Origin of the sequence: Vibrio paracholerae (assembly GCF_037672085.1) — a bacterium.
In the GTDB taxonomy this organism is placed as follows: domain Bacteria; phylum Pseudomonadota; class Gammaproteobacteria; order Enterobacterales; family Vibrionaceae; genus Vibrio; species Vibrio cholerae.
The window spans coordinates 813,829-832,141 of record NZ_JBBHLM010000002.1 but is presented as its reverse complement, the minus strand read 5'-3'; the positions used below and the strand labels follow the sequence as shown (position 1 = coordinate 832,141).

The following is an 18,313-nucleotide window of genomic DNA, read 5'->3' as shown; positions in this document are numbered from 1 at the left end:
GTTCTGGGTCCCTGATTTGCCCATTTGCGATAAATAGTGTTGATTAAATTGGTTTTGTTATAGGAGCTATATCGCCAACTCTCTCTACAAACTTTAGTCTGAAATTTTTGTTTTGGACTCAATGACAATAAAAAAACAGCAAAATGCTGATTTTTTTTCACCACTAGCTCTTTAGGAAGCGGGCTCTTCATCAATACTTGGTAAGGCTTTCCACACCGCCTTAACGAGAGTGGCTAATGGGATCGCAAAAAACACGCCCCAGAAGCCCCATAATCCGCCAAATACGAGTACCGCAATAATGATTGCAACCGGGTGTAGGTTCACCGCTTCAGAGAAAAGTACGGGTACTAAAACGTTACCGTCCAAAGCCTGAATAATGCCGTAAGCAATCAACAAGGTGTAAAACTGCGGTGTCAGCCCCCATTGGAACAAGGCCACAATCGCCACGGGTACGGTTACAACTGCAGCTCCAATATAAGGGATCAATACCGAAAGCCCTACCGCAACTGCCAACAATACGGAATAACGCAGATCTAAAATCGCGAACGTGATGTAACTGACTGTGCCGACGATAACAATCTCCAGCACTTTGCCACGAATGTAGTTGGAGATTTGTTGGTTCATCTCTTCCCAAACTTTATTCGCCAACTTGCGGTTACGCGGCAAAATGCCACTCGCCATCCGCAGCATCTCTTGTTTATCTTTCAACAAGAAGAACACTAATAGAGGCACCAAAATCAGATAAACCCCTAGCGTGGCTAAGCTGACCAGAGACGCCAGAGAACCTTTTACCACTGATTCGCCCATGCCTAGCACTTTGTTTTTGGCATTACCGATTACCGATTCGACAATCTCTAGATGTGCCAGCTCTGGATAACGTTCAGGTAAACTGGTGATGAACTTCTGCGTACCATTGTACATATTCGGCACGTCATTAATTAAATTCCCCACCTGCTTCCAAATCGTCGGCACCAAACCAAACACCGCCAAAATCATCAAACCAGTGAATACCGTAATCACAATAATCACGGCAAAGGTGCGCGGAATTCGTAATCGGCGCAGTTGGGTAACAGGCCACTCAAGCAGGTAAGCAAGCACTATTGCCACCAATAAAGGGGCAATCAAATGGCCAAAGAAGTAGATGGTGATAAAACCAAACAACAAAATCGCTACCAAGCTGGCAGCGTGTGGATCGGAGAAGCGTCGCTTATACCAACGACTGACCATTTCAAACATTAAACGAAGTCTCCTTACTAACCTTGAGCGAACAGTGATCGTGATTCAGAACGCGCTGAAAATCCAGCGGCTGTTGAGCAATATACTTTTCAATGTCACGTTGTGAGGCAGGATCAGCAATCAAAATGGTCAGAGATTCGCCGGGCGATAGTGCTGCCGCGGCTCGTTTAACCAGTAGTAACGTCATAGGACAACGCTGCTCCCGCAAATCGAGAATAATCGGTTCCATTCTGCCGCTTAATCCTTAATATAGGTGGCACATTGTATCGGCTTTCGTTCAGGGTTACACCTAATTGGCGTTAATGGGTGGTAGATTTTAACAGGAAATTCACTGCTTGAACGTCGAATCAAGAAACCAATAGACATCGGATTTGTCTTACAGGCAGATAAACTCGGAGTATGCACCGCCACTATGAAATTCTTCCCGACACGTACCCTGTTATGTCTATGCATTGCAGCACAATGTCTTCCTGCCATAGCACAAAATGATCTTATCGAATTGCCGGATATTGGCACGGTAGCAGGCTCGACGCTGACCATAGATCAAGAACTGATTTATGGCGATGCTTATATGCGTATGCTGCGCAATAACCAACCAGTGATTAACGATCCTGTGCTCAATGAGTACATTGATAATTTAGGTCATCGTTTAGTCGCCAGTGCCAACGATGTCAAAACGCCGTTCACCTTTTTTATGATCCGCGATCGTAACATCAACGCTTTTGCCTTTTTTGGTGGTTACGTCGCCTTGCACTCTGGGCTGTTCCTTCATGCCCAAAGTGAAAGTGAGTTAGCGTCGGTCATGGCGCATGAAATTGCTCACGTCACCCAACGCCACCTTGCGCGCAGCATGGAAGAACAAGCACGTCGCTCTCCCGCGACAATCGCAGCGCTCGCCGGTTCATTACTGCTGGCAATTGCCGCCCCAGAAGCAGGAATTGCGGCGATCAACGCCACCATGGCGGGCAGCATCCAAGGCCAGATTAACTACACGCGCAGCAATGAAAAAGAAGCGGATCGATTCGGTATCGCAACCTTAGCCAAAGCCGGATTTGACGCAAACGCAATGCCGCAATTTTTCACTCGCCTTGCTGATGAATATCGCTACGCCAGTAAGCCGCCCCCTATGCTGCTGACTCACCCACTGCCAGAAGACAGGATTACCGATAGCCGTGAGCGGGCCAGACAATATCCGCCACTCAAACTTGCTCCACACTTGGATTATCACTTGGCGCGCGCACGGATCATCGCTCGTTATGCGCGCATTGATGCGGACGCAGCATTGGATTGGTTTGCTCGCAGTGAGAAAAAAATCGACGCCACCCTACAGCCGTCCATCCAGTACGGCAAAGCCTTGGTCTATCTCGATCTCAAACAGTTCGATAAAGCAGAGCCTCTGTTGACTCAGCTAGTTAAAGAACAACCGGACAATCATTTTTATCTCGATGCGATCAGTGATTTGTATATTGAGCTCAAACAAGCCGATAAAGCACAAAACTTGTTAGAAAAGGCGCTCAAACAGACGCCAAATAACTCGGTGCTGACCATTAACTATGCGAACGTACTGCTCAAGCAAGATAAGTTCACCGATGCCATTCGAATCTTGCAACGTTACACCCATGACAATCCTAATGACATCAATGGTTGGCAACTGCTGTCTGAAGCCAATAGCCGTTTAGGTAACAGTGCGGAAGACTTAGCGGCACGCGGTGAAATCATGGCGCTGCAAGCAAACTGGAACAAAGCGATTCAGTTTTATACCCAAGCCAGTCAGTTGGTGGAATTGGGTAGCTTGGCGCAAGCTCGTTACGATGCACGGATTGACCAGTTAATGGTGCAACGCGAGCGCTTTTTATCCCTCCAATAATAAATCTGATTCAGGAGACGTTATGTCAGTCGTGATTTATCACAATCCAAAATGCTCCAAAAGCCGCGAAACGTTAGCCTTACTCGAAAACCAAGGCATTGCACCGCAAGTGATTAAGTATTTAGAAACCTCACCTTCGGTGGAAGAGCTCAAGCGTCTCTACCAACAATTGGGGCTGAATGAGGTGCGTGCCATGATGCGCTGCAAAGAAGATCTGTATAAAGAGCTCAATTTAGGGGATAGCCAATTGAGTGATGATGCACTGTTTGCCGCGATGGCGGAACACCCGAAACTGATTGAGCGCCCAATTGTGGTGTGCAACGGTCAAGCTCGTCATGGCCGACCACCTGAACAAGTGCTTGAAATTCTATGATTTCGATAGTGGTGCTCTATTATAGCCGTCACGGTAGTACGCAAGCATTGGCACGCCAAATTGCGCGCGGCGTAGAATCCGTAGAAGGCTGCCAGGCCTTGCTGCGTACCGTCGCAGAACTTGATGGCACGGCAAGCGATAGCGATCCTTACCTTAGCCTTGAAGAGTTGAAACAGTGTGACGGCTTAGCGTTTGGCAGCCCAGTTTGGTTTGGCAATATGGCCGCGCCATTGAAACATTTTTGGGATCAAACCACGCCACTTTGGCTAAGTGGCGCGCTGATTGATAAACCGGCTTGTGTGTTCACCTCCTCATCGACCTTGCATGGTGGGCAGGAAACAACCCAGCAGAGTATGATGCTGCCTTTACTGCATCATGGCATGTTGATCTTAGGGATCCCCTATTCTGAACCCGCCCTGCACACCACTCAATCCGGCGGTACACCGTATGGCGCAAGCCATGTCCATCAACAAAAAACACTCTCTAGTGAAGAGGCGGAGCTGGCACGCCAGCTAGGAAAACGCCTGGCTCATGTGGCCAAACAGTTAAAGGGATAACAATGACCACCTCCAGTATTGCAATGCAACCTCGGACCGCGTTTTATCGCTGGTTGGCACTGAGTGCCAACCTCGCTCTGTTGGTTTGGATCCTGCTGTGGCAACTCACGTTGTCACCACATCCTCATATTAATCATACCGCGCTCGCAATAGGTTGGGTCATACCACTGCTACTGCCTCTGTTTGGCATTCTCAAAGGCAAACCTTATACCCATGCTTGGGCAAACTTTGTTTTGATGCTCTATTTCTTGCATGCTTTGACCTTGCTGTATGTAGATGGAGGGGAGCGTTGGTTAGCCTTGGTTGAACTGCTACTGACTTTTGCGGCATTTATCGGCAATACCCTTTATGCACGTTTACGTGGTAAGGAGTTAGGCTTAAAGTTGACCAAACTTTCTGAAGTGGAAAAGCAAGAAAAAGCCCATTTTGACCACCAATGATCTTTTTGCCTATCGGTGCCTCATTGCTTGGCAGAGTGCGCATGAAACCCATTTGGGAAGTAATAATCGAAATAAAAATAGCGCCTTTTTCGGCGCTATTTTTTGATTAGATGTGTGCCCTACCTGCCTGACAATTCAAGTCATTTTGGGCTCTCTCCTCAAGGCTAACCTTGCCAAGAGAAATAGAGAGTTTTAGGTTGAACAGGTTGTGGCTGAGCAGTAGCGTTATTGGGGTTGCTCATATCAGCTGGCATTTCTGACGTACTATTTTCCAACGAGGTATTGCCTGAAGAGACGGGCTCTTCTGGCGGCATCTCCATCAATACTGCCGACCCCATGCGTAACACTTCATTAGTGAACTCTTCCACACTGGCCAATAAATGCACGTTAAAGGTTACTTGAGTATCTTGAACCTTCAAAATATCCAGCGAAGCAACTGAGCTTAAGCGCTTGAGTTTGTTCTCAACCACAAAGAAATCCTGCGCGCTATCAAGTGGGCTAAATTGCGCCAATACCGATTGCGAAGATGCACTGCTTACTACAACCGCGCTTTTACGCGCGTAGTAATCACTGATTTCATCAATCATCTCTGTGGCAGCTTGCTCACCGGACGCTTGACCTGAGATGGGCGCTTTCGGTTGATTCACCATGGTGTTAGCCAACTGATCAAACAGAGTCCAACGCAGTTCAGAACCTTGCGCACGCACGACCAAAACCGCATCGGTCGGATAACGTTGACTTGCGACGCTGATCGGGTTGATAAAGCCCCCCCATAAATCGGAGACCTGCACGCCAGTCACATCATCAAAATCGCCAACCGGAACCGTTAAGGGTAAGCCGCGAACACGGGCACGAGCTTTCATTTGGTTCAGTAACGGTGTATCCGCGTGTTCCCAACTCACACTGCGATCGTAGTTGGCTTCTTCCACCAACCACACCAGTAAGTTACTGCGACTTTCTGGCCAGAACGGCAACTGAGCTTGACTTAACAGTGAGCGAATGTGCTGTGCGCTGAATTGTAAACGCATCACCGACTGAGCACCCTCTTGTTGAGTGCTGATCTGGGTGATGTACTGGTTACTCTGACGCAAAGCTTTTTGCACAGCATCATTTTTGAGCGCATCTTGGCTACCAGTAGCGCGGACAATCACTTCTTCCATACCACGGACACGCGCCGCCGTATCAGCGTTACTTTGCTGCGGATCGACCGCAACTTCAGCCTGATACAAGTTGACTCGAGTGAGGGCGAAGGCGGGAAACGTAAGCAATCCCATCATCAACACAGCTAAATAGCGCATACCATACCTACATTCTGTTTACTGAACAACGATGATAAGCAACTATCTAAAGTTCAGCAAGGCGAGAGGTTACAGGAGTGCGTCAGAATTTGTGCGACGCGATCCACGTCGTTTTTAAACATAGCCTATAATCCTATCAATTTTTGATCTTTTTCCGCTCGCAATCGATTGCAGAAGTGATAGAATCCCGCGAATTTTTATTTAGCTCAGGGAAAATACGATGAAAAATGCCATACAAGGCGCGCAAATGCTGTTTGTCGCATTCGGCGCGTTGGTTCTGGTCCCGCTTCTGACCGGACTCGATCCAAACGTTGCACTGTTTGGTGCCGGTTTAGGAACTCTGCTTTTCCAATTGATCACCCGCCGCTCTGTCCCTATTTTCCTCGCCTCTTCTTTTGCTTTTATCGCTCCCATTATGTTCGGTATCCAAACTTGGGGCATTCCTGCCACTATGGGCGGACTCATGGCTGCCGGTATGGTGTATATTTTGCTCGGTGGCGTAATTAAGTTACGTGGAGTAGGCATTATTCACCGACTGCTGCCACCAGTTGTCGTTGGTCCTGTGATTATGGTGATCGGTTTGGGGCTCGCCCCAGTTGCGGTCAATATGGCGCTTGGTAAAACGGGCGACGGTTCGGTACAGCTCATTGATCCACAAGCTGCACTCTGGATCTCTTGTCTCTCTTTGCTGGTGACTGTGGTATTTAGCGTATTTGCCAAAGGCTTTTTCAAGCTCGTGCCCATTTTGGCCGGGATCATTAGCGGTTATACACTCTCCCTTGTCATGGGCGTTGTGAGTTTTGCTGCGGTTGAACAAGCGGCTTGGTTCGCTTTGCCAAACTTTACCTTCCCTGAGTTTAATATCAACGCCATTCTATTTATGATCCCTGTTGCGATTGCCCCAGCGGTCGAACACGTGGGCGATATGCTGGCTATTTCTAATGTGACCAACAAAGACTACATAAAGAAACCGGGCTTACACCGCACTATCGCAGGTGACGGGGTCGCGACCATGGCCGCAACCATGCTTGGCGCGCCACCCAACACCACATACAGTGAAGTGACTGGAGCCGTAATGCTGACTCGTGCATTTAACCCAGCGATCATGACTTGGGCGGCGATCACAGCTATCGTACTTGCTTTGGTTGGCAAACTCGGCGCACTGCTGCAAACCATTCCGGTTCCGGTCATGGGCGGCATCATGATCCTGCTGTTTGGATCCATCGCCACCGTCGGTTTGAATACGCTGATCAAAAACCAAGTGGATTTACACAAATCACGCAATTTAGTGATTGTGGCTGTCACTCTGGTCTTTGGTATTGGTGGTATGGCTTTTGGCGTAGGTGACTTTAGTCTGCAAGGCGTGAGCTTGTGCGGTATCCTAGCGATTATCCTTAACCTCATTCTGCCAAACGACTTAGGTGAGAATCACGTAGTGGATAATGCACAAATGGAAGAGGAAACGCGTCACTGATCTTGTGATAATTAACACTCACCAAGCCACTTGGCGTTTCGCAGCTAACACCGCTACAGCGTCAAGTAGCAAGGCGTTCAACGGCCTCAAAAGAGGCCGTTTTTAGTACGGATTAACTCTCTTCTTGACACAAATCCGCAAACTGGCCACGGGTTAAGCGCGCGAGATCTTGCGGTGATAACTCAATTTCTAAACCACGTTTACCAGCACTGACACAAATCGTCGCTTGGCTTTGCGCACTTTGATGAATAAAGGTTGGCAGCGCTTTTTTCTGGCCAAGAGGGCTTATCCCTCCCACCACATAACCTGTGGTTTTCTCAGCAATGTCCGGTTTGGCCATCTCGGCTTTTTTGGCTTTGGCCGCTTTGGCCGCGAGCTTTAAATTCAGTTTGAGATCGACAGGAATAATCGCTACCGCGAGATTTTTTTCCTCACCATTCATACAAAACAGTAAGGTTTTGAATACGCGCTTCGGATCTTGACCGAGCGCCTGCGCCGCTTCTAGGCCATAACTGGCATGGCTCGGATCATGTTCATATTGATGAATGGTATGGAAGATTTTATTTTTCTTTGCAAGATTGATTGCAGGAGTCATGAATCACGTGTCCTCATTTACTCACACTGCTGATGGGCAGAGCTCGGGCCATATGGGCATGGCAAAACAAAAAAGGCGGTGTTTGCACACCGCCTGTCAGTAAACGCAATTCAACTTTGCGAGTCAAACCTTATTAACGATAAACAATCTCGCCCGCTGGCGCGAAACGGTTCACATCGATTGGGCTGTTCGCCTCAAGGTAATCTTTCAGTACTTCGGCATCCACAAAGCCAGTGTTGACATAGCCTGGGTGGTCAGTAATTTTTGGATAACCATCACCACCCGCTGCGTTAAAACTTGGCACAGTGAAACGGTAGGTCGCATCGAGACGCAGTTGTTTGCCACCGATGACCACGTCAGAGACTTTACCATCTGCAACCGTCATGGAAATACCTGCGAACTGGGCATACGCGCCTGAATCAACCGGCTTGGTAGCGACGACATTGAGATAATCCAGCACTTCCTGACCATTCATATCTACATAGCTGACGATGTTGCCAAATGGCTGCACTTTCAGCACATCTTTATAAGTGATGTCACCGGCTTGGATAGAATCACGTACGCCACCAGAGTTCATTACTGCAAAATCGGCTTTGGCACGTTGCATATGCGCCATTGCAATCATGCGGCCTAGGTTGGTTTGCTCAAAACGCACCACGTTACGATCGCCTTCTAGCTTACCGTTACTGTGGGCAATCTTGATGCTCAGTTGCTCTTGACCTTTCTCTTGGAATGGGCGCAGGAACTCTAGCATTGCGCTGTCTTCTTTAATTTCAGAAGTCGCAAACACGAGCTGAGTTTCACCATTCACTTCAACTTTCTTCTTCAAGTTAACTGGAATGAGGTTATAGCTGACCATATTCAACTCACCATTACGGAATTCATAATCCGCACGACCTACGTATTTACCCCACTCGTAAGCTTGAACAATGTAAGTGCCGTTTTGAATATCCGGTTTACACTCATCACCTGGTTTAAAATTCTTCTTCACCAGATTGGGGCCTTCCATACACACTGGCTCTTGTGAGTGACCGCCGACAATCATATCCAACTCGCCCGCTGGCAAGTAGCGCGCCAAAGCAACATCACCTGGGGCGTTCACACCGTGCTCACCGTTTTGGTAGTGTCCCATGTGCGTCACTGCGATGATAAGATCGGGCTTCTCTTTTTTCTTCAGCTCAGCGATCACTTTCTTCGCTTCTTCTTTCGGATCGCGGAAGTCGATGCCACCGATGTATTCTGGGTTACCAATTTTCGCGGTGTCTTCGGTGGTTAAACCAATAACCGCAATCTTAATCCCTTGCTTATCAAAGATATGGTACGGTTCAAACAGACGCTTACCCGTCACTTTATCGTAAATGTTGGCCGACAGCATTGGGAAGTTCGCCCACTCTTTTTGCTTAAACAGCACTTCAAGTGGATTATCAAATTCGTGGTTACCCAGCGCCATAGCGTCGTAACCGATTTTGCTCATGCCTTTGAAATCAGGCTCTGCATCTTGTAGGTCTGATTCTGGTACCCCAGTATTGATGTCACCACCCGAGAGCAGTAATACGCTGCCACCTTGAGCTTCAATGTCAGCACGCAGTTGATCAATCAGCGTTTTACGTGCTGCCATGCCATATTCACCATACTGGTTTTGCCAGAAACGACCATGGTGATCGTTGGTGTGCAGAATAGTGAGTTTGTAGGTTTTGTCTGCTTCCCACTGCTGAGCGGGTGCAGTTGCACAACCTGCCAAAGAGGCAATAATGGCTGCACTGAGGACGGATTTTAGAATGAGGCCTTGTTTCATTGTCATACCTTTGAACTGATGAAAACCACTGCTTGAAATGTCGGCAAGGGCACTTACACCCTTGTAATGACTAGAACACACAGCAGAGTGTGCGAATAAAACATGACCTAGTTTAAAGTAACCGACTTGGTGAGGCAGCTTGATTTCATATTTATGTAGAGTAGATCACCTAAAAGTGACCAATATAATGTAATCAATAGAAAGAGTTAAAAAGATAACCTGCTCGGATCACAGGCAAACGTTTGACTAATGGGATGGGCTTTTAAGCCGTTTTGTGCGCGCAAGCGTTTAATCTATCCCCAAACTACTTGGAGTTGCAGGTAGGCGGCAAGTGAGTGAGTCCCCATGAGCATAGATACACTATGTGATTGGGGTGAAAGAAAGTAGCCAACACCGCTGCAGCTTCAAGTAGGAAGGGTATACAGAAACTGTCGTTTGCTGCCGCAGAGCCGTATTGATAGGCGTTATACCCAAACTACTTGGAGTTGCAGGTAGGCGGCAAGTGAGTGAGTCCCCATGAGCATAGATAGACTATGTGATTGGGGTGAACGAACGTAGCCAACACCGCTGCAGCTTCAAGTAGGAAGGGTATAGACATGAAAAAAGCCATCCGAAGATGGCTTGCAACACAATATAGAGTCGGGCTATCGCACTTATCGAATATCGATGTGCACAAAGCTTTTGATCAAATCATCCAGCGCTTTCATTTGCGCAAGGAATGGCTCTAATTTGTCGAGAGGCAATGCCGATGGGCCATCGCAACGCGCTTTATCTGGATTTGGGTGCGCTTCAATGAACAGACCCGCAATGCCCGTCGCCAAACCGGCTTTCGCCAGTTCAACGGTCTGCTCACGACGACCGCCCGATGCCGCACCTGATGGATTACGCATTTGCAGTGAGTGCGTCACATCAAAAATGATTGGACTGCCGTTAGAGGCTTGCTTCATCACACCAAAACCGAGCATATCGACGACGAGGTTATCGTAGCCGTGGCAAGAGCCGCGCTCACATAAGATCACTTTGTCGTTGCCACACTCAGCAAACTTCTCAACGATGTTGCCAACTTGACCCGGGCTCATGAACTGCGGTTTTTTCACGTTAATGACCGCGCCAGTTTTCGCCATCGCTTCAACCAAGTCGGTTTGACGGGCCAAAAAGGCAGGCAACTGAATCACATCCACCACATCCGCCACAGGCTGCGCTTGCGCTTCTGTATGGACATCGGTGATGATCTTCACGCCAAAGGTCTCTTTCAGCTCTTGGAAAATTTTCATCCCTTCTTCCAAGCCTGGGCCACGGTAAGAGTGCACTGAACTGCGGTTCGCTTTATCAAACGATGCTTTGAACACATAAGGGATACCGAGCTTGTCGGTCACTTTCACGTAGTGCTCACAAATTTGCATCGCCAAATCACGCGATTCCAGTACGTTCATCCCTGCAAATAGGGTAAACGGCTTATCGTTGGCAACCGGAATATCACCGACATGGACAATTTTGTGTTCCATCTTAATCTCTCTTGTTGGGTTAATGCAGCGTCACTTGACTGTCGTGACTGAGTGCATTGACTTGCGTTTTTAACAATTCAGCCGCAGGATCGTTCGGACAGTGATCAATAAAATATTGATAGTCCGAAATAGCAATTTGATGGCACTGTAGCTGTTGGTAAATAAAGCCACGATCACGGATTTCGTATGGGTCATCGGGCACAAAAGTGAGTGCCAAATCGGTACATCTTAGCGCCAGAGTATAGCGCTCTTCACGCAGTAAGGCACTTTTGAGTAGCGCCAACCAACGCCCAATAATGGTCGGATTATCGACACTTTGTAAATGCTGTGGCTTAAGCTTGGCCAGTGGGCCTTTGTGCCCAACTAACCAAGCTTGCAGTGTATGTTGTGACACGATCTCGCCATTAAATGGATTGAGATAGATCGGCCGCTCTCCCGGCCAATTGAGCGACAGCAGAAACTGAGTCGGGAAACTTATCCCATTGAGTGGAAAGCCGAGTTTGTGTCCTAGGTAGAGCAGTAATGAGCCTAAACTGACAGGAATGCCTTTGCGCCGCTGCAATACTTGATCAATAAAGGCATTGCGAGAATCAAAGTAGGCTTCGCGATCGCCGCTAAAGCCCCACTCTTGATAAAACAGGCGCAAAAAAGCCTCGAAACGCGCTTTCTCATCACGCTCATGTACCAGTGCCAGTTCGGCTTCTTTTAGCAGACGTGCTAACTCGATGTGAGCCCATTCTAGCTGCGTTTCGGGATTAATGGCTTTGTTGAGCGCAAGCGCTCCTTCCACCAACTCCATCGCATCAAAATCTTCATCACATAAATTCAGCATGGTCGCACCTTAAGCTTAACCAAACAGAATCGGCGCTTTGGCGACCGCGATTTTTCCAGCCATCGCCAACCAGCCCAACGCGCCAAAAAACGCAAAGCTACGCAGCAATTTATTACGACCTAATTTCAGTGCAAAAAAGCCTAGCGCGATGTACGCCAGCACGCAGGTAAATTTTTCTGTCATCCACGGCGCGGCAGCGGTAAAAGGAATGAATCCAGTGATGAATATCAAACCGATACCGGAAAGCAGCAATAACGTGTCATTCACATGCGGGAAAATTTTGAAAAACTTACGCTCTAGGTGTGCTGAATTCATCATCATGAGCACATAGCGAATCGACAGCATGACTACGCTGACGCCGATAGTGAACAGGTGAAAATGTTTTAATCCTTCGTACATTATGCTTCTCTTTCCGTTTTATATTGTCCCAGTGTAACTCGATCATGACCGGCATAATCTTGCTCGGTAATGATGTTTTGATAGCCTAAATCACGCAAAATCGTGCGCACCGCAACGCCTTGAACGTAACCATGCTCAAACAAAAGCCAGCCGCCATCGAGTAAAAAACGTGGCGCGTGCGTGCTGATGTGGCGAATGTCCGCCAAACCATTTTCTGCGGCAACTAACGCGCTTTTCGGCTCAAAACGCACATCGCCCAGACTCAAATGCGGATCATTTTCTTCGATATAAGGCGGGTTGGAGACGATCAAAGCAAACTTCGTACCGTCTGCTAGCGGGCTAAACCAACTGCCCTGCAAAAACTGCGCATTGTGGATCGCCAAGCGAGTCGCGTTTTCTCTTGCTAGCTCTGCCGCCTCCGGACGTAAATCAATCCCCGTGACTTGCCGTGTTGGCAATTCCGAAGCCAAAGCTAACGCAATCGCCCCAGTTCCGGTGCCAAGATCCAGCAGTTCGCCGTCAATCAACGCCGCTTTATCCAGCGCTAATTCAACCAAACGTTCCGTATCCGGACGTGGAATAAGTGTCGAAGGAGAGACTTTCAACGGCAGCGACCAAAATTCGCGCTCACCGAGAATGTAGGCCATCGGCTCTCCCGCCCTGCGGCGAGCAAGAAGCACATCGAGAGAAGCCAAAGTAGGCTTCTCCAGGGTTTTATCAGGCCAAGTCAACAAGTAAGAACGAGGCTTAGCCAGTACATGGCAAAGGAGTACTGCGGCATCTAGGGCTGGCGAATCACTGCCGCTTTGCTGCAGTTGCTCGGTTGCCGCTTTTAATGCCGCTTCAATGGTGACTGACATGGATTAGTTTTGATCCGCCAGTGCCGCCAATTGATCCGCTTGATGCTCGTGAATTACAGGGTCAATCAAGGATTGCATATCCCCTTCCATCACTTCGGTCAGGCGATATACCGTCAAGTTGATACGGTGATCGGACACTCGACCTTGCGGGTAGTTGTAAGTGCGAATGCGGTCACTACGATCGCCAGAACCCAGAAGGTTGCGGCGTGTATCGGAAATTTCCGCAGCGCGTTTTGACTCTTCAGCTTGAGCAATACGCGCAGCCAATACTGACATCGCTTTGGCTTTGTTCTTATGTTGCGAACGCTCATCCTGACACTCGACCACAATACCAGTCGGTAAGTGAGTGATACGGATAGCCGAATCGGTGGTGTTAACGTGCTGACCACCCGCGCCCGAGGAGCGGAACGTATCAATTTTCAGATCGCTGGCTTTGATTTCTGGAATTTCCGCTTCTGGAATTTCAGGCATCACCGCAACAGTACAAGCGGACGTGTGGATACGCCCTTGCGCTTCCGTCGCCGGAACACGTTGTACTCGGTGGCCGCCAGATTCAAACTTCAGCGTACCGTAAGCACCGTCACCGTTCACTTTCGCGATCATCTCTTTGTAGCCGCCGTGTTCCGCTTCACTCGATGACATCACTTCGATACGCCAGCCTTTTTTCTCCGCAAAACGGCTGTACATACGGAACAAATCGCCAGCAAAAATACCCGCTTCGTCACCACCTGCACCCGCGCGAATTTCTAAGAAGCAGTTGCGATCATCGTTTGGATCTTTTGGCAGCAACAGAATTTGCAGTTCATCGGTCAGGCGCTCAATTGCCGCTTTCGCCGCTTTGATCTCGTCCTGTGCCATTTCACGCATTTCTGCATCGTCTTCTTGTGCCATCTCTTCGGCAGCAACCAGATCCTCCTTCGCTTGTTGGTAAGCTTGGAAACACTGAGTGATCTCTTCCAGTTGCGAATACTCTTTGGACAGAGCACGGAATTTATTTTGATCACCGATAACTGTTGGGTCGCCAAGGAGGTGCTGAACCTCTTCGTAGCGCTCAACAAGGGATTCAAGCTTGCTTAAAATCGACGCTTTCATAGTTGCTTCTTTAAACTCTAAGTTGAGATTTAGTTCAGATCGTCAAGACCTAAACTTTGTCTGATCACGGCCAGTTTAGCCGGTTCCCCTTGTTCCGCCGCGGTTTGTAGCGCTCGGGTTGGGGTGTGAATTAGTTTGTTGGTCAGTTTGTTGCTTAATTCGATGAGCAGCTTTTCAGGATCGCCACCCGCTGCCAATGCTTGCAAACTTTTATTGAGCAGCTCTTCACGCGCTTCATTGGCTTGCTTACGATAATCACGAATACTGTCCACCGCTTGCAGTGAACGCATCCAACTCATGAAGGTGGCGCTCTCTTCACTGACAATCGCTTCAGCCTGAATCGCTTCCACTTTGCGCTGCTCGATATTGCTATCGACAATCGACTGCAAGTCATCGACCGAATAGAGATAAGCATCGTTAAGCTTACCGACCTGCGGCTCAATATCGCGTGGTACGGCAATATCCACCAACAGCATAGGCTGATGGCGACGAGCCTTTAGCGCGCTTTCAACCATGCCTTTACCTATTATGGGCAAAGGGCTAGCGGTCGAGCTGATCACAATATCCGCTTGCGCTAAATAATCTGGGATCTCATTTAATGCGATGACGTCGGCGCCAAACTGCTGCGCTAAGCTCAAAGCTCGCTCTCGCGTGCGGTTCGCCACTATCATCCGTTTACAGTGGTGTCCGGCCAAATGTTTTGCTACCAGTTCAATGGTTTCACCAGCCCCGACCAACAGTACCGTAGCGTCGGCCAGCGATTCAAAAATGTGTTTTGCTAAAGTGCAAGCGGCATAAGCGACCGAAACCGCGCTGCCGCCGATCTCGGTTTCTGTTCTTACCCGTTTCGCGACCGAAAAAGCCTTTTGAAACAGCTTTTCCGTCGCCGGATTGACGGCGTGATTCTCTCTCGCCTCTGCGTAAGCTTGCTTAACTTGTCCTAATATCTGCGGTTCGCCCAATACTAAGGAGTCCAAACCGCAGGCGACACGCATCAAATGACGAATGGCAGCTTGTTCTTCATGGACATACAGACTGGGTTTTAACTCATCCAAGCTGACTTGGTGAAACTGGGACAACCATTCGATGACTTTGTTTTTACTTGCCGATCTCACATCACAATAAATTTCGGTGCGGTTACACGTTGAGAGGATCACGCCTCCTTTAACGTGTGAACTGGTGGAGAGCTGATTCAGCGCCAAAGAGAGTTTCTCTGGACCGAACGCCACTTTTTCCCGCAATTCTACCGACGCCGTATTGTGATTGATTCCAATGGCAAGCAAAGACATCTATAGAGGGTTCTCAGATATATGTGGTGGACTAGAGGCCGAATTTTACTTGATGCCCTCTTTGATTGAAAGGGCAGACCGGATTTGTTTTCCTGAGTTCGTGAGATCAATGATATAGTTAGCCCGTTTTCGCTCTCGCTTTGGATAAAAAACGCACTATGAATGCTCTCGTACGTCGCCTATTGCCAGGATTGGCGAGTCTGTTGCTTTTGGCAGGTTGTGCCACCGCGCCGCTACAACCCGTCAATGTTCAATGGCAATCACACCAAATCACTCTAGAACAAATTCAACATTATCAATTAACCGGAAAACTCGGCTATATCGCGCCCGATCAGCGACAATCGTTCAACTTTCAATGGCAAAAAAGCCCAAAAAAACTCTCACTGCGTTTAAGCAATTTTCTTGGTCAAACCGTGCTGAACTTACAGGTCGATGAACAAGGTGCGCGGGTCGAAACTTATGATGACCAAATCTACCGCGACCAAGATGCTCAAAGCCTGATCCGCAATTTAACAGGGTTAGATATTCCCGTTGAACAGCTTGAAGATTGGATTTTAGGCTTGCCGACCCAAGCAACTCATTACGAGCTGAATGAACAAAACACCCTTGCTACTCTCACCAAACTCGCCTCTACGGCTGAGTGGCAGGTCGAGTATCAACGCTATAAAGCGATTGAATGGCAACATCAGCCTATTCCACTGCCTGATAAGCTTAAACTCCAGCAAAATAAAACCTCAATTCAACTGGTGATATCACAATGGACGCTGCTCCCATGATCCACGGCACAACCGTGTGGCCTTCACCGGCCAAACTCAACCTGTTCCTTTACATCACAGGTCGTCGAGCTAACGGCTATCACGATCTACAGACCTTATTTCAGTTTCTCGATCAAGGTGATGAATTGACCATTACCGCCAACAGCAGCGGCAACATCACCCTCTCACCGGCTCTGGCCGATGTCGCGTTAGAAGATAACCTGATTTACAAAGCCGCGATAGCGCTCAAAAATGCGGCGCAATCACCACTCGGCGCAGACATTAAACTGCACAAGGTGTTGCCTATGGGCGGCGGAATTGGTGGCGGATCATCCAATGCGGCCACCACCTTAGTCGCACTCAATTACTTATGGCAGACTGGATTTAGCGATGATCAATTGGCTGAGATTGGGCTGGCACTCGGAGCGGATGTCCCTGTCTTTACTCGTGGTTTTGCGGCCTTTGCTGAAGGGGTTGGCGAAGAATTGTCCGCAGTAGAGCCTGAGGAAAAATGGTATCTCGTGGTTCGCCCTGCGGTCAGCATCGCAACAAAAGATATTTTCACTCACCCACAACTGGTGAGGAACACGCCAAAGCGTGATCTGGCAAGCCTTCTTGCCACCCCCTACGAAAACGATTGCGAAAAAATTGTCCGATCACTGTACCCCGAGGTTGATAAGCAACTTTCATGGCTGCTACAATACGCGCCGTCAAGATTGACCGGGACGGGATCTTGCGTTTTTGCTGAGTTTTCGAGCAGGAAAGATGCACAGGCCGTCTTTGCTCAGTTATCTGACAACGTCTTAGCGTTTGTCGCCCAAGGGCGCAATGTTTCACCGCTCAGAAAGACGTTGGCTGACTACCAATCAGCTAAAATCCGACCTTACTAAAAAACTGGACGCAACCCTGAGGTTTCCACCGTGCCTGATATGAAGCTATTTGCTGGTAACGCAATACCCGAACTAGCCCAACGTATTGCAGATCGCCTGTACATTTCCCTTGGTGATGCTACTGTTTCTCGTTTCTCTGATGGTGAAGTAGCAGTACAAATCAACGAAAATGTGCGTGGTAGCGATGTATTTATCATTCAATCCACCTGTGCCCCAACCAATGACAACCTGATGGAACTGGTGGTAATGATTGACGCAATGCGCCGTGCTTCTGCAGGCCGTATTACGGCAGTTATCCCTTACTTCGGCTATGCCCGCCAAGACCGCCGTGTGCGTTCGGCTCGTGTACCTATCACTGCAAAAGTTGTTGCAGACTTCCTTTCTAACGTTGGTGTTGACCGCGTTCTAACTATCGACCTCCACGCAGAGCAGATCCAAGGCTTCTTCGATGTTCCAGTAGACAACATTTTCGGTACTCCTGTTCTGCTGGAAGATATGAAAGCACGTAACTTGGAAGATCCTGTTGTCGTATCGCCAGACCTTGGTGGTGTGGTGCGTGCTCGCGCAACCGCGAAAGCACTGGGTGACATCGATATCGCGATCGTAGATAAGCGTCGTCCACGCGCGAACGTTTCAGAAGTCATGAACCTGATCGGTGATGTTGAAGGCCGTGACTGTGTGATTGTCGATGACATGATCGACACCGGTGGCACACTGTGTAAAGCCGCGGAAGCGCTGAAAGAGCGTGGTGCGAAACGCGTATTTGCTTACGCCACTCACGCGGTATTCTCAGGCAATGCAGCGAAAAACATCAAAAACTCTGTGTTGGATCAAGTGATTGTGACTGACTCTATCACCCTATCAAAAGAGATGGCGGCGACAGGAAAAGTGACTCAATTGACTCTATCAAGCATGCTGGCTGAAGCGATTCGTCGTATCAGCAACGAAGAGTCAATCTCTGCGATGTTTAACTAATCATTGAGTAACCCAGTCTATCTGCCTGTCAGGTAAGCTCGGGAATCGATGATACGAAAGCGTTTCATCTCCGATGAAGCG

The 18,313-nt window shown here is 48.6% G+C and carries 19 protein-coding genes; 8 read left to right on the top strand and 11 right to left on the bottom strand.

The genetic code is table 11. From position 1 onward, the window contains the following. Nucleotides 1-171 precede the first annotated feature (171 nt). Nucleotides 172-1,236, bottom strand: coding sequence for an AI-2E family transporter (locus R4537_RS09170; protein ID WP_071177897.1), 1,065 nt, complete (start codon nt 1,234-1,236; stop codon nt 172-174). Next, entirely contained in the window at nt 1,229-1,465 is a 237-nt protein-coding gene (locus R4537_RS09165; RefSeq protein WP_032477773.1) for a sulfurtransferase TusA family protein, read from the bottom strand. Before R4537_RS09165 ends, R4537_RS09170 begins: the two co-directional genes overlap by 8 nt. A 183-nt stretch (nt 1,466-1,648) precedes the next feature. Between R4537_RS09165 and bepA the strand changes: the two genes are divergently transcribed. The 4 genes from bepA to R4537_RS09145 are packed head-to-tail and all read left to right on the top strand — an operon-like array spanning nt 1,649 to nt 4,473. Further along, entirely contained in the window at nt 1,649-3,103 is a 1,455-nt protein-coding gene (gene bepA / locus R4537_RS09160) for a beta-barrel assembly-enhancing protease (protein ID WP_071177898.1), read from the top strand. 22 nt (nt 3,104-3,125) lie between these two features. Then, nucleotides 3,126-3,476, top strand: a complete 351-nt coding sequence (gene arsC / locus R4537_RS09155) for an arsenate reductase (glutaredoxin) (RefSeq protein ID WP_000117767.1) — start codon at nt 3,126-3,128, stop codon at nt 3,474-3,476. After that, complete coding sequence (gene wrbA / locus R4537_RS09150; RefSeq protein ID WP_071177899.1) at nt 3,473-4,033, top strand: NAD(P)H:quinone oxidoreductase; 561 nt, start codon at nt 3,473-3,475, stop codon at nt 4,031-4,033. Before arsC ends, wrbA begins: the two co-directional genes overlap by 4 nt. A gap of 23 nt (nt 4,034-4,056) precedes the next feature. Further along, entirely contained in the window at nt 4,057-4,473 is a 417-nt protein-coding gene (locus R4537_RS09145) for a DUF2069 domain-containing protein (RefSeq protein WP_071177906.1), read from the top strand. 164 nt (nt 4,474-4,637) lie between these two features. Here R4537_RS09145 and R4537_RS09140 read toward each other — a convergent pair whose 3' ends face one another. Further along, entirely contained in the window at nt 4,638-5,771 is a 1,134-nt protein-coding gene (locus R4537_RS09140; protein ID WP_071177900.1) for a DUF2066 domain-containing protein, read from the bottom strand. 220 nt (nt 5,772-5,991) lie between these two features. On the opposite strand from R4537_RS09140, the gene R4537_RS09135 reads away from it, so the two are divergent. Beyond that, nucleotides 5,992-7,245, top strand: coding sequence for a uracil-xanthine permease family protein (locus tag R4537_RS09135; protein WP_071177901.1), 1,254 nt, complete (start codon nt 5,992-5,994; stop codon nt 7,243-7,245). Nucleotides 7,246-7,357: 112 nt separating this feature from the next. Here R4537_RS09135 and ybaK read toward each other — a convergent pair whose 3' ends face one another. From ybaK to hemA, 8 genes are all read right to left on the bottom strand, one after another. Continuing rightward, nucleotides 7,358-7,840 (bottom strand): Cys-tRNA(Pro) deacylase, encoded by a 483-nt coding sequence (ybaK, locus tag R4537_RS09130; protein ID WP_071177902.1) that lies wholly within the window; start codon nt 7,838-7,840, stop codon nt 7,358-7,360. A gap of 133 nt (nt 7,841-7,973) precedes the next feature. Next, the gene (ushA, locus tag R4537_RS09125) at nt 7,974-9,635 is read right to left on the bottom strand and encodes a bifunctional UDP-sugar hydrolase/5'-nucleotidase UshA (RefSeq protein WP_071177903.1); all 1,662 of its coding nucleotides are present in this window, start codon (nt 9,633-9,635) and stop codon (nt 7,974-7,976) included. Nucleotides 9,636-10,288: 653 nt separating this feature from the next. After that, a complete protein-coding gene (kdsA, locus tag R4537_RS09120) occupies nt 10,289-11,140 on the bottom strand; it encodes a 3-deoxy-8-phosphooctulonate synthase (RefSeq protein ID WP_071178733.1) in 852 nt (283 codons plus the stop codon). A 19-nt stretch (nt 11,141-11,159) separates the two neighbouring features. Then, on the bottom strand, nt 11,160-11,972 hold the full coding sequence (locus tag R4537_RS09115) for a SirB1 family protein (protein WP_071178734.1): 813 nt from the start codon (nt 11,970-11,972) through the stop codon (nt 11,160-11,162). Between the two features lie 15 nt (nt 11,973-11,987). Next, nucleotides 11,988-12,371 carry a SirB2 family protein gene (locus R4537_RS09110; RefSeq protein WP_000272895.1) on the bottom strand — a complete coding sequence of 128 codons (384 nt, stop codon included), beginning with the start codon at nt 12,369-12,371 and terminating at the stop codon, nt 11,988-11,990. Further along, nucleotides 12,371-13,231 (bottom strand): peptide chain release factor N(5)-glutamine methyltransferase, encoded by an 861-nt coding sequence (gene prmC / locus R4537_RS09105; RefSeq protein WP_071178735.1) that lies wholly within the window; start codon nt 13,229-13,231, stop codon nt 12,371-12,373. The genes R4537_RS09110 and prmC overlap by 1 nt, the downstream gene beginning before the upstream one ends. Nucleotides 13,232-13,234: 3 nt before the next feature. Then, nucleotides 13,235-14,323, bottom strand: coding sequence for a peptide chain release factor 1 (gene prfA, locus R4537_RS09100; protein WP_000647701.1), 1,089 nt, complete (start codon nt 14,321-14,323; stop codon nt 13,235-13,237). Between the two features lie 29 nt (nt 14,324-14,352). Continuing rightward, on the bottom strand, nt 14,353-15,612 hold the full coding sequence (gene hemA, locus R4537_RS09095) for a glutamyl-tRNA reductase (RefSeq protein ID WP_000054219.1): 1,260 nt from the start codon (nt 15,610-15,612) through the stop codon (nt 14,353-14,355). 158 nt (nt 15,613-15,770) lie between these two features. Between hemA and lolB the strand changes: the two genes are divergently transcribed. From lolB to R4537_RS09080, 3 genes are read left to right on the top strand one after another with little or no spacing between them, the layout of a single operon-like run. After that, nucleotides 15,771-16,388: a lipoprotein insertase outer membrane protein LolB gene (gene lolB / locus R4537_RS09090; protein ID WP_071178736.1), complete on the top strand. Its 618-nt coding sequence runs from the start codon at nt 15,771-15,773 to the stop codon at nt 16,386-16,388. Continuing rightward, entirely contained in the window at nt 16,385-17,257 is an 873-nt protein-coding gene (gene ispE, locus R4537_RS09085; protein WP_071178737.1) for a 4-(cytidine 5'-diphospho)-2-C-methyl-D-erythritol kinase, read from the top strand. The genes lolB and ispE overlap by 4 nt, the downstream gene beginning before the upstream one ends. A gap of 30 nt (nt 17,258-17,287) precedes the next feature. Beyond that, nucleotides 17,288-18,232, top strand: a complete 945-nt coding sequence (locus R4537_RS09080) for a ribose-phosphate pyrophosphokinase (protein ID WP_001113134.1) — start codon at nt 17,288-17,290, stop codon at nt 18,230-18,232. The last annotated feature ends 81 nt before the right edge of the window (nt 18,233-18,313 follow it).

Excerpts from the sequence above, each read along its gene's own strand:
- R4537_RS09170 (WP_071177897.1), bottom strand. The coding sequence starts at position 1,236 with ATGTTTGAAATGGTCAGTCGTTGGTATAAGCGACGCTTCTCCGATCCA.
- R4537_RS09165 (WP_032477773.1), bottom strand. The coding sequence starts at position 1,465 with ATGGAACCGATTATTCTCGATTTGCGGGAGCAGCGTTGTCCTATGACG.
- bepA (WP_071177898.1), top strand. The coding sequence starts at position 1,649 with ATGAAATTCTTCCCGACACGTACCCTGTTATGTCTATGCATTGCAGCA.
- arsC (WP_000117767.1), top strand. The coding sequence starts at position 3,126 with ATGTCAGTCGTGATTTATCACAATCCAAAATGCTCCAAAAGCCGCGAA.
- wrbA (WP_071177899.1), top strand. The coding sequence starts at position 3,473 with ATGATTTCGATAGTGGTGCTCTATTATAGCCGTCACGGTAGTACGCAA.
- R4537_RS09145 (WP_071177906.1), top strand. The coding sequence starts at position 4,057 with ATGCAACCTCGGACCGCGTTTTATCGCTGGTTGGCACTGAGTGCCAAC.
- R4537_RS09140 (WP_071177900.1), bottom strand. The coding sequence starts at position 5,771 with ATGCGCTATTTAGCTGTGTTGATGATGGGATTGCTTACGTTTCCCGCC.
- R4537_RS09135 (WP_071177901.1), top strand. The coding sequence starts at position 5,992 with ATGAAAAATGCCATACAAGGCGCGCAAATGCTGTTTGTCGCATTCGGC.
- ybaK (WP_071177902.1), bottom strand. The coding sequence starts at position 7,840 with ATGACTCCTGCAATCAATCTTGCAAAGAAAAATAAAATCTTCCATACC.
- ushA (WP_071177903.1), bottom strand. The coding sequence starts at position 9,635 with ATGAAACAAGGCCTCATTCTAAAATCCGTCCTCAGTGCAGCCATTATT.
- kdsA (WP_071178733.1), bottom strand. The coding sequence starts at position 11,140 with ATGGAACACAAAATTGTCCATGTCGGTGATATTCCGGTTGCCAACGAT.
- R4537_RS09115 (WP_071178734.1), bottom strand. The coding sequence starts at position 11,972 with ATGCTGAATTTATGTGATGAAGATTTTGATGCGATGGAGTTGGTGGAA.
- R4537_RS09110 (WP_000272895.1), bottom strand. The coding sequence starts at position 12,371 with ATGTACGAAGGATTAAAACATTTTCACCTGTTCACTATCGGCGTCAGC.
- prmC (WP_071178735.1), bottom strand. The coding sequence starts at position 13,231 with ATGTCAGTCACCATTGAAGCGGCATTAAAAGCGGCAACCGAGCAACTG.
- prfA (WP_000647701.1), bottom strand. The coding sequence starts at position 14,323 with ATGAAAGCGTCGATTTTAAGCAAGCTTGAATCCCTTGTTGAGCGCTAC.
- hemA (WP_000054219.1), bottom strand. The coding sequence starts at position 15,612 with ATGTCTTTGCTTGCCATTGGAATCAATCACAATACGGCGTCGGTAGAA.
- lolB (WP_071178736.1), top strand. The coding sequence starts at position 15,771 with ATGAATGCTCTCGTACGTCGCCTATTGCCAGGATTGGCGAGTCTGTTG.
- ispE (WP_071178737.1), top strand. The coding sequence starts at position 16,385 with ATGATCCACGGCACAACCGTGTGGCCTTCACCGGCCAAACTCAACCTG.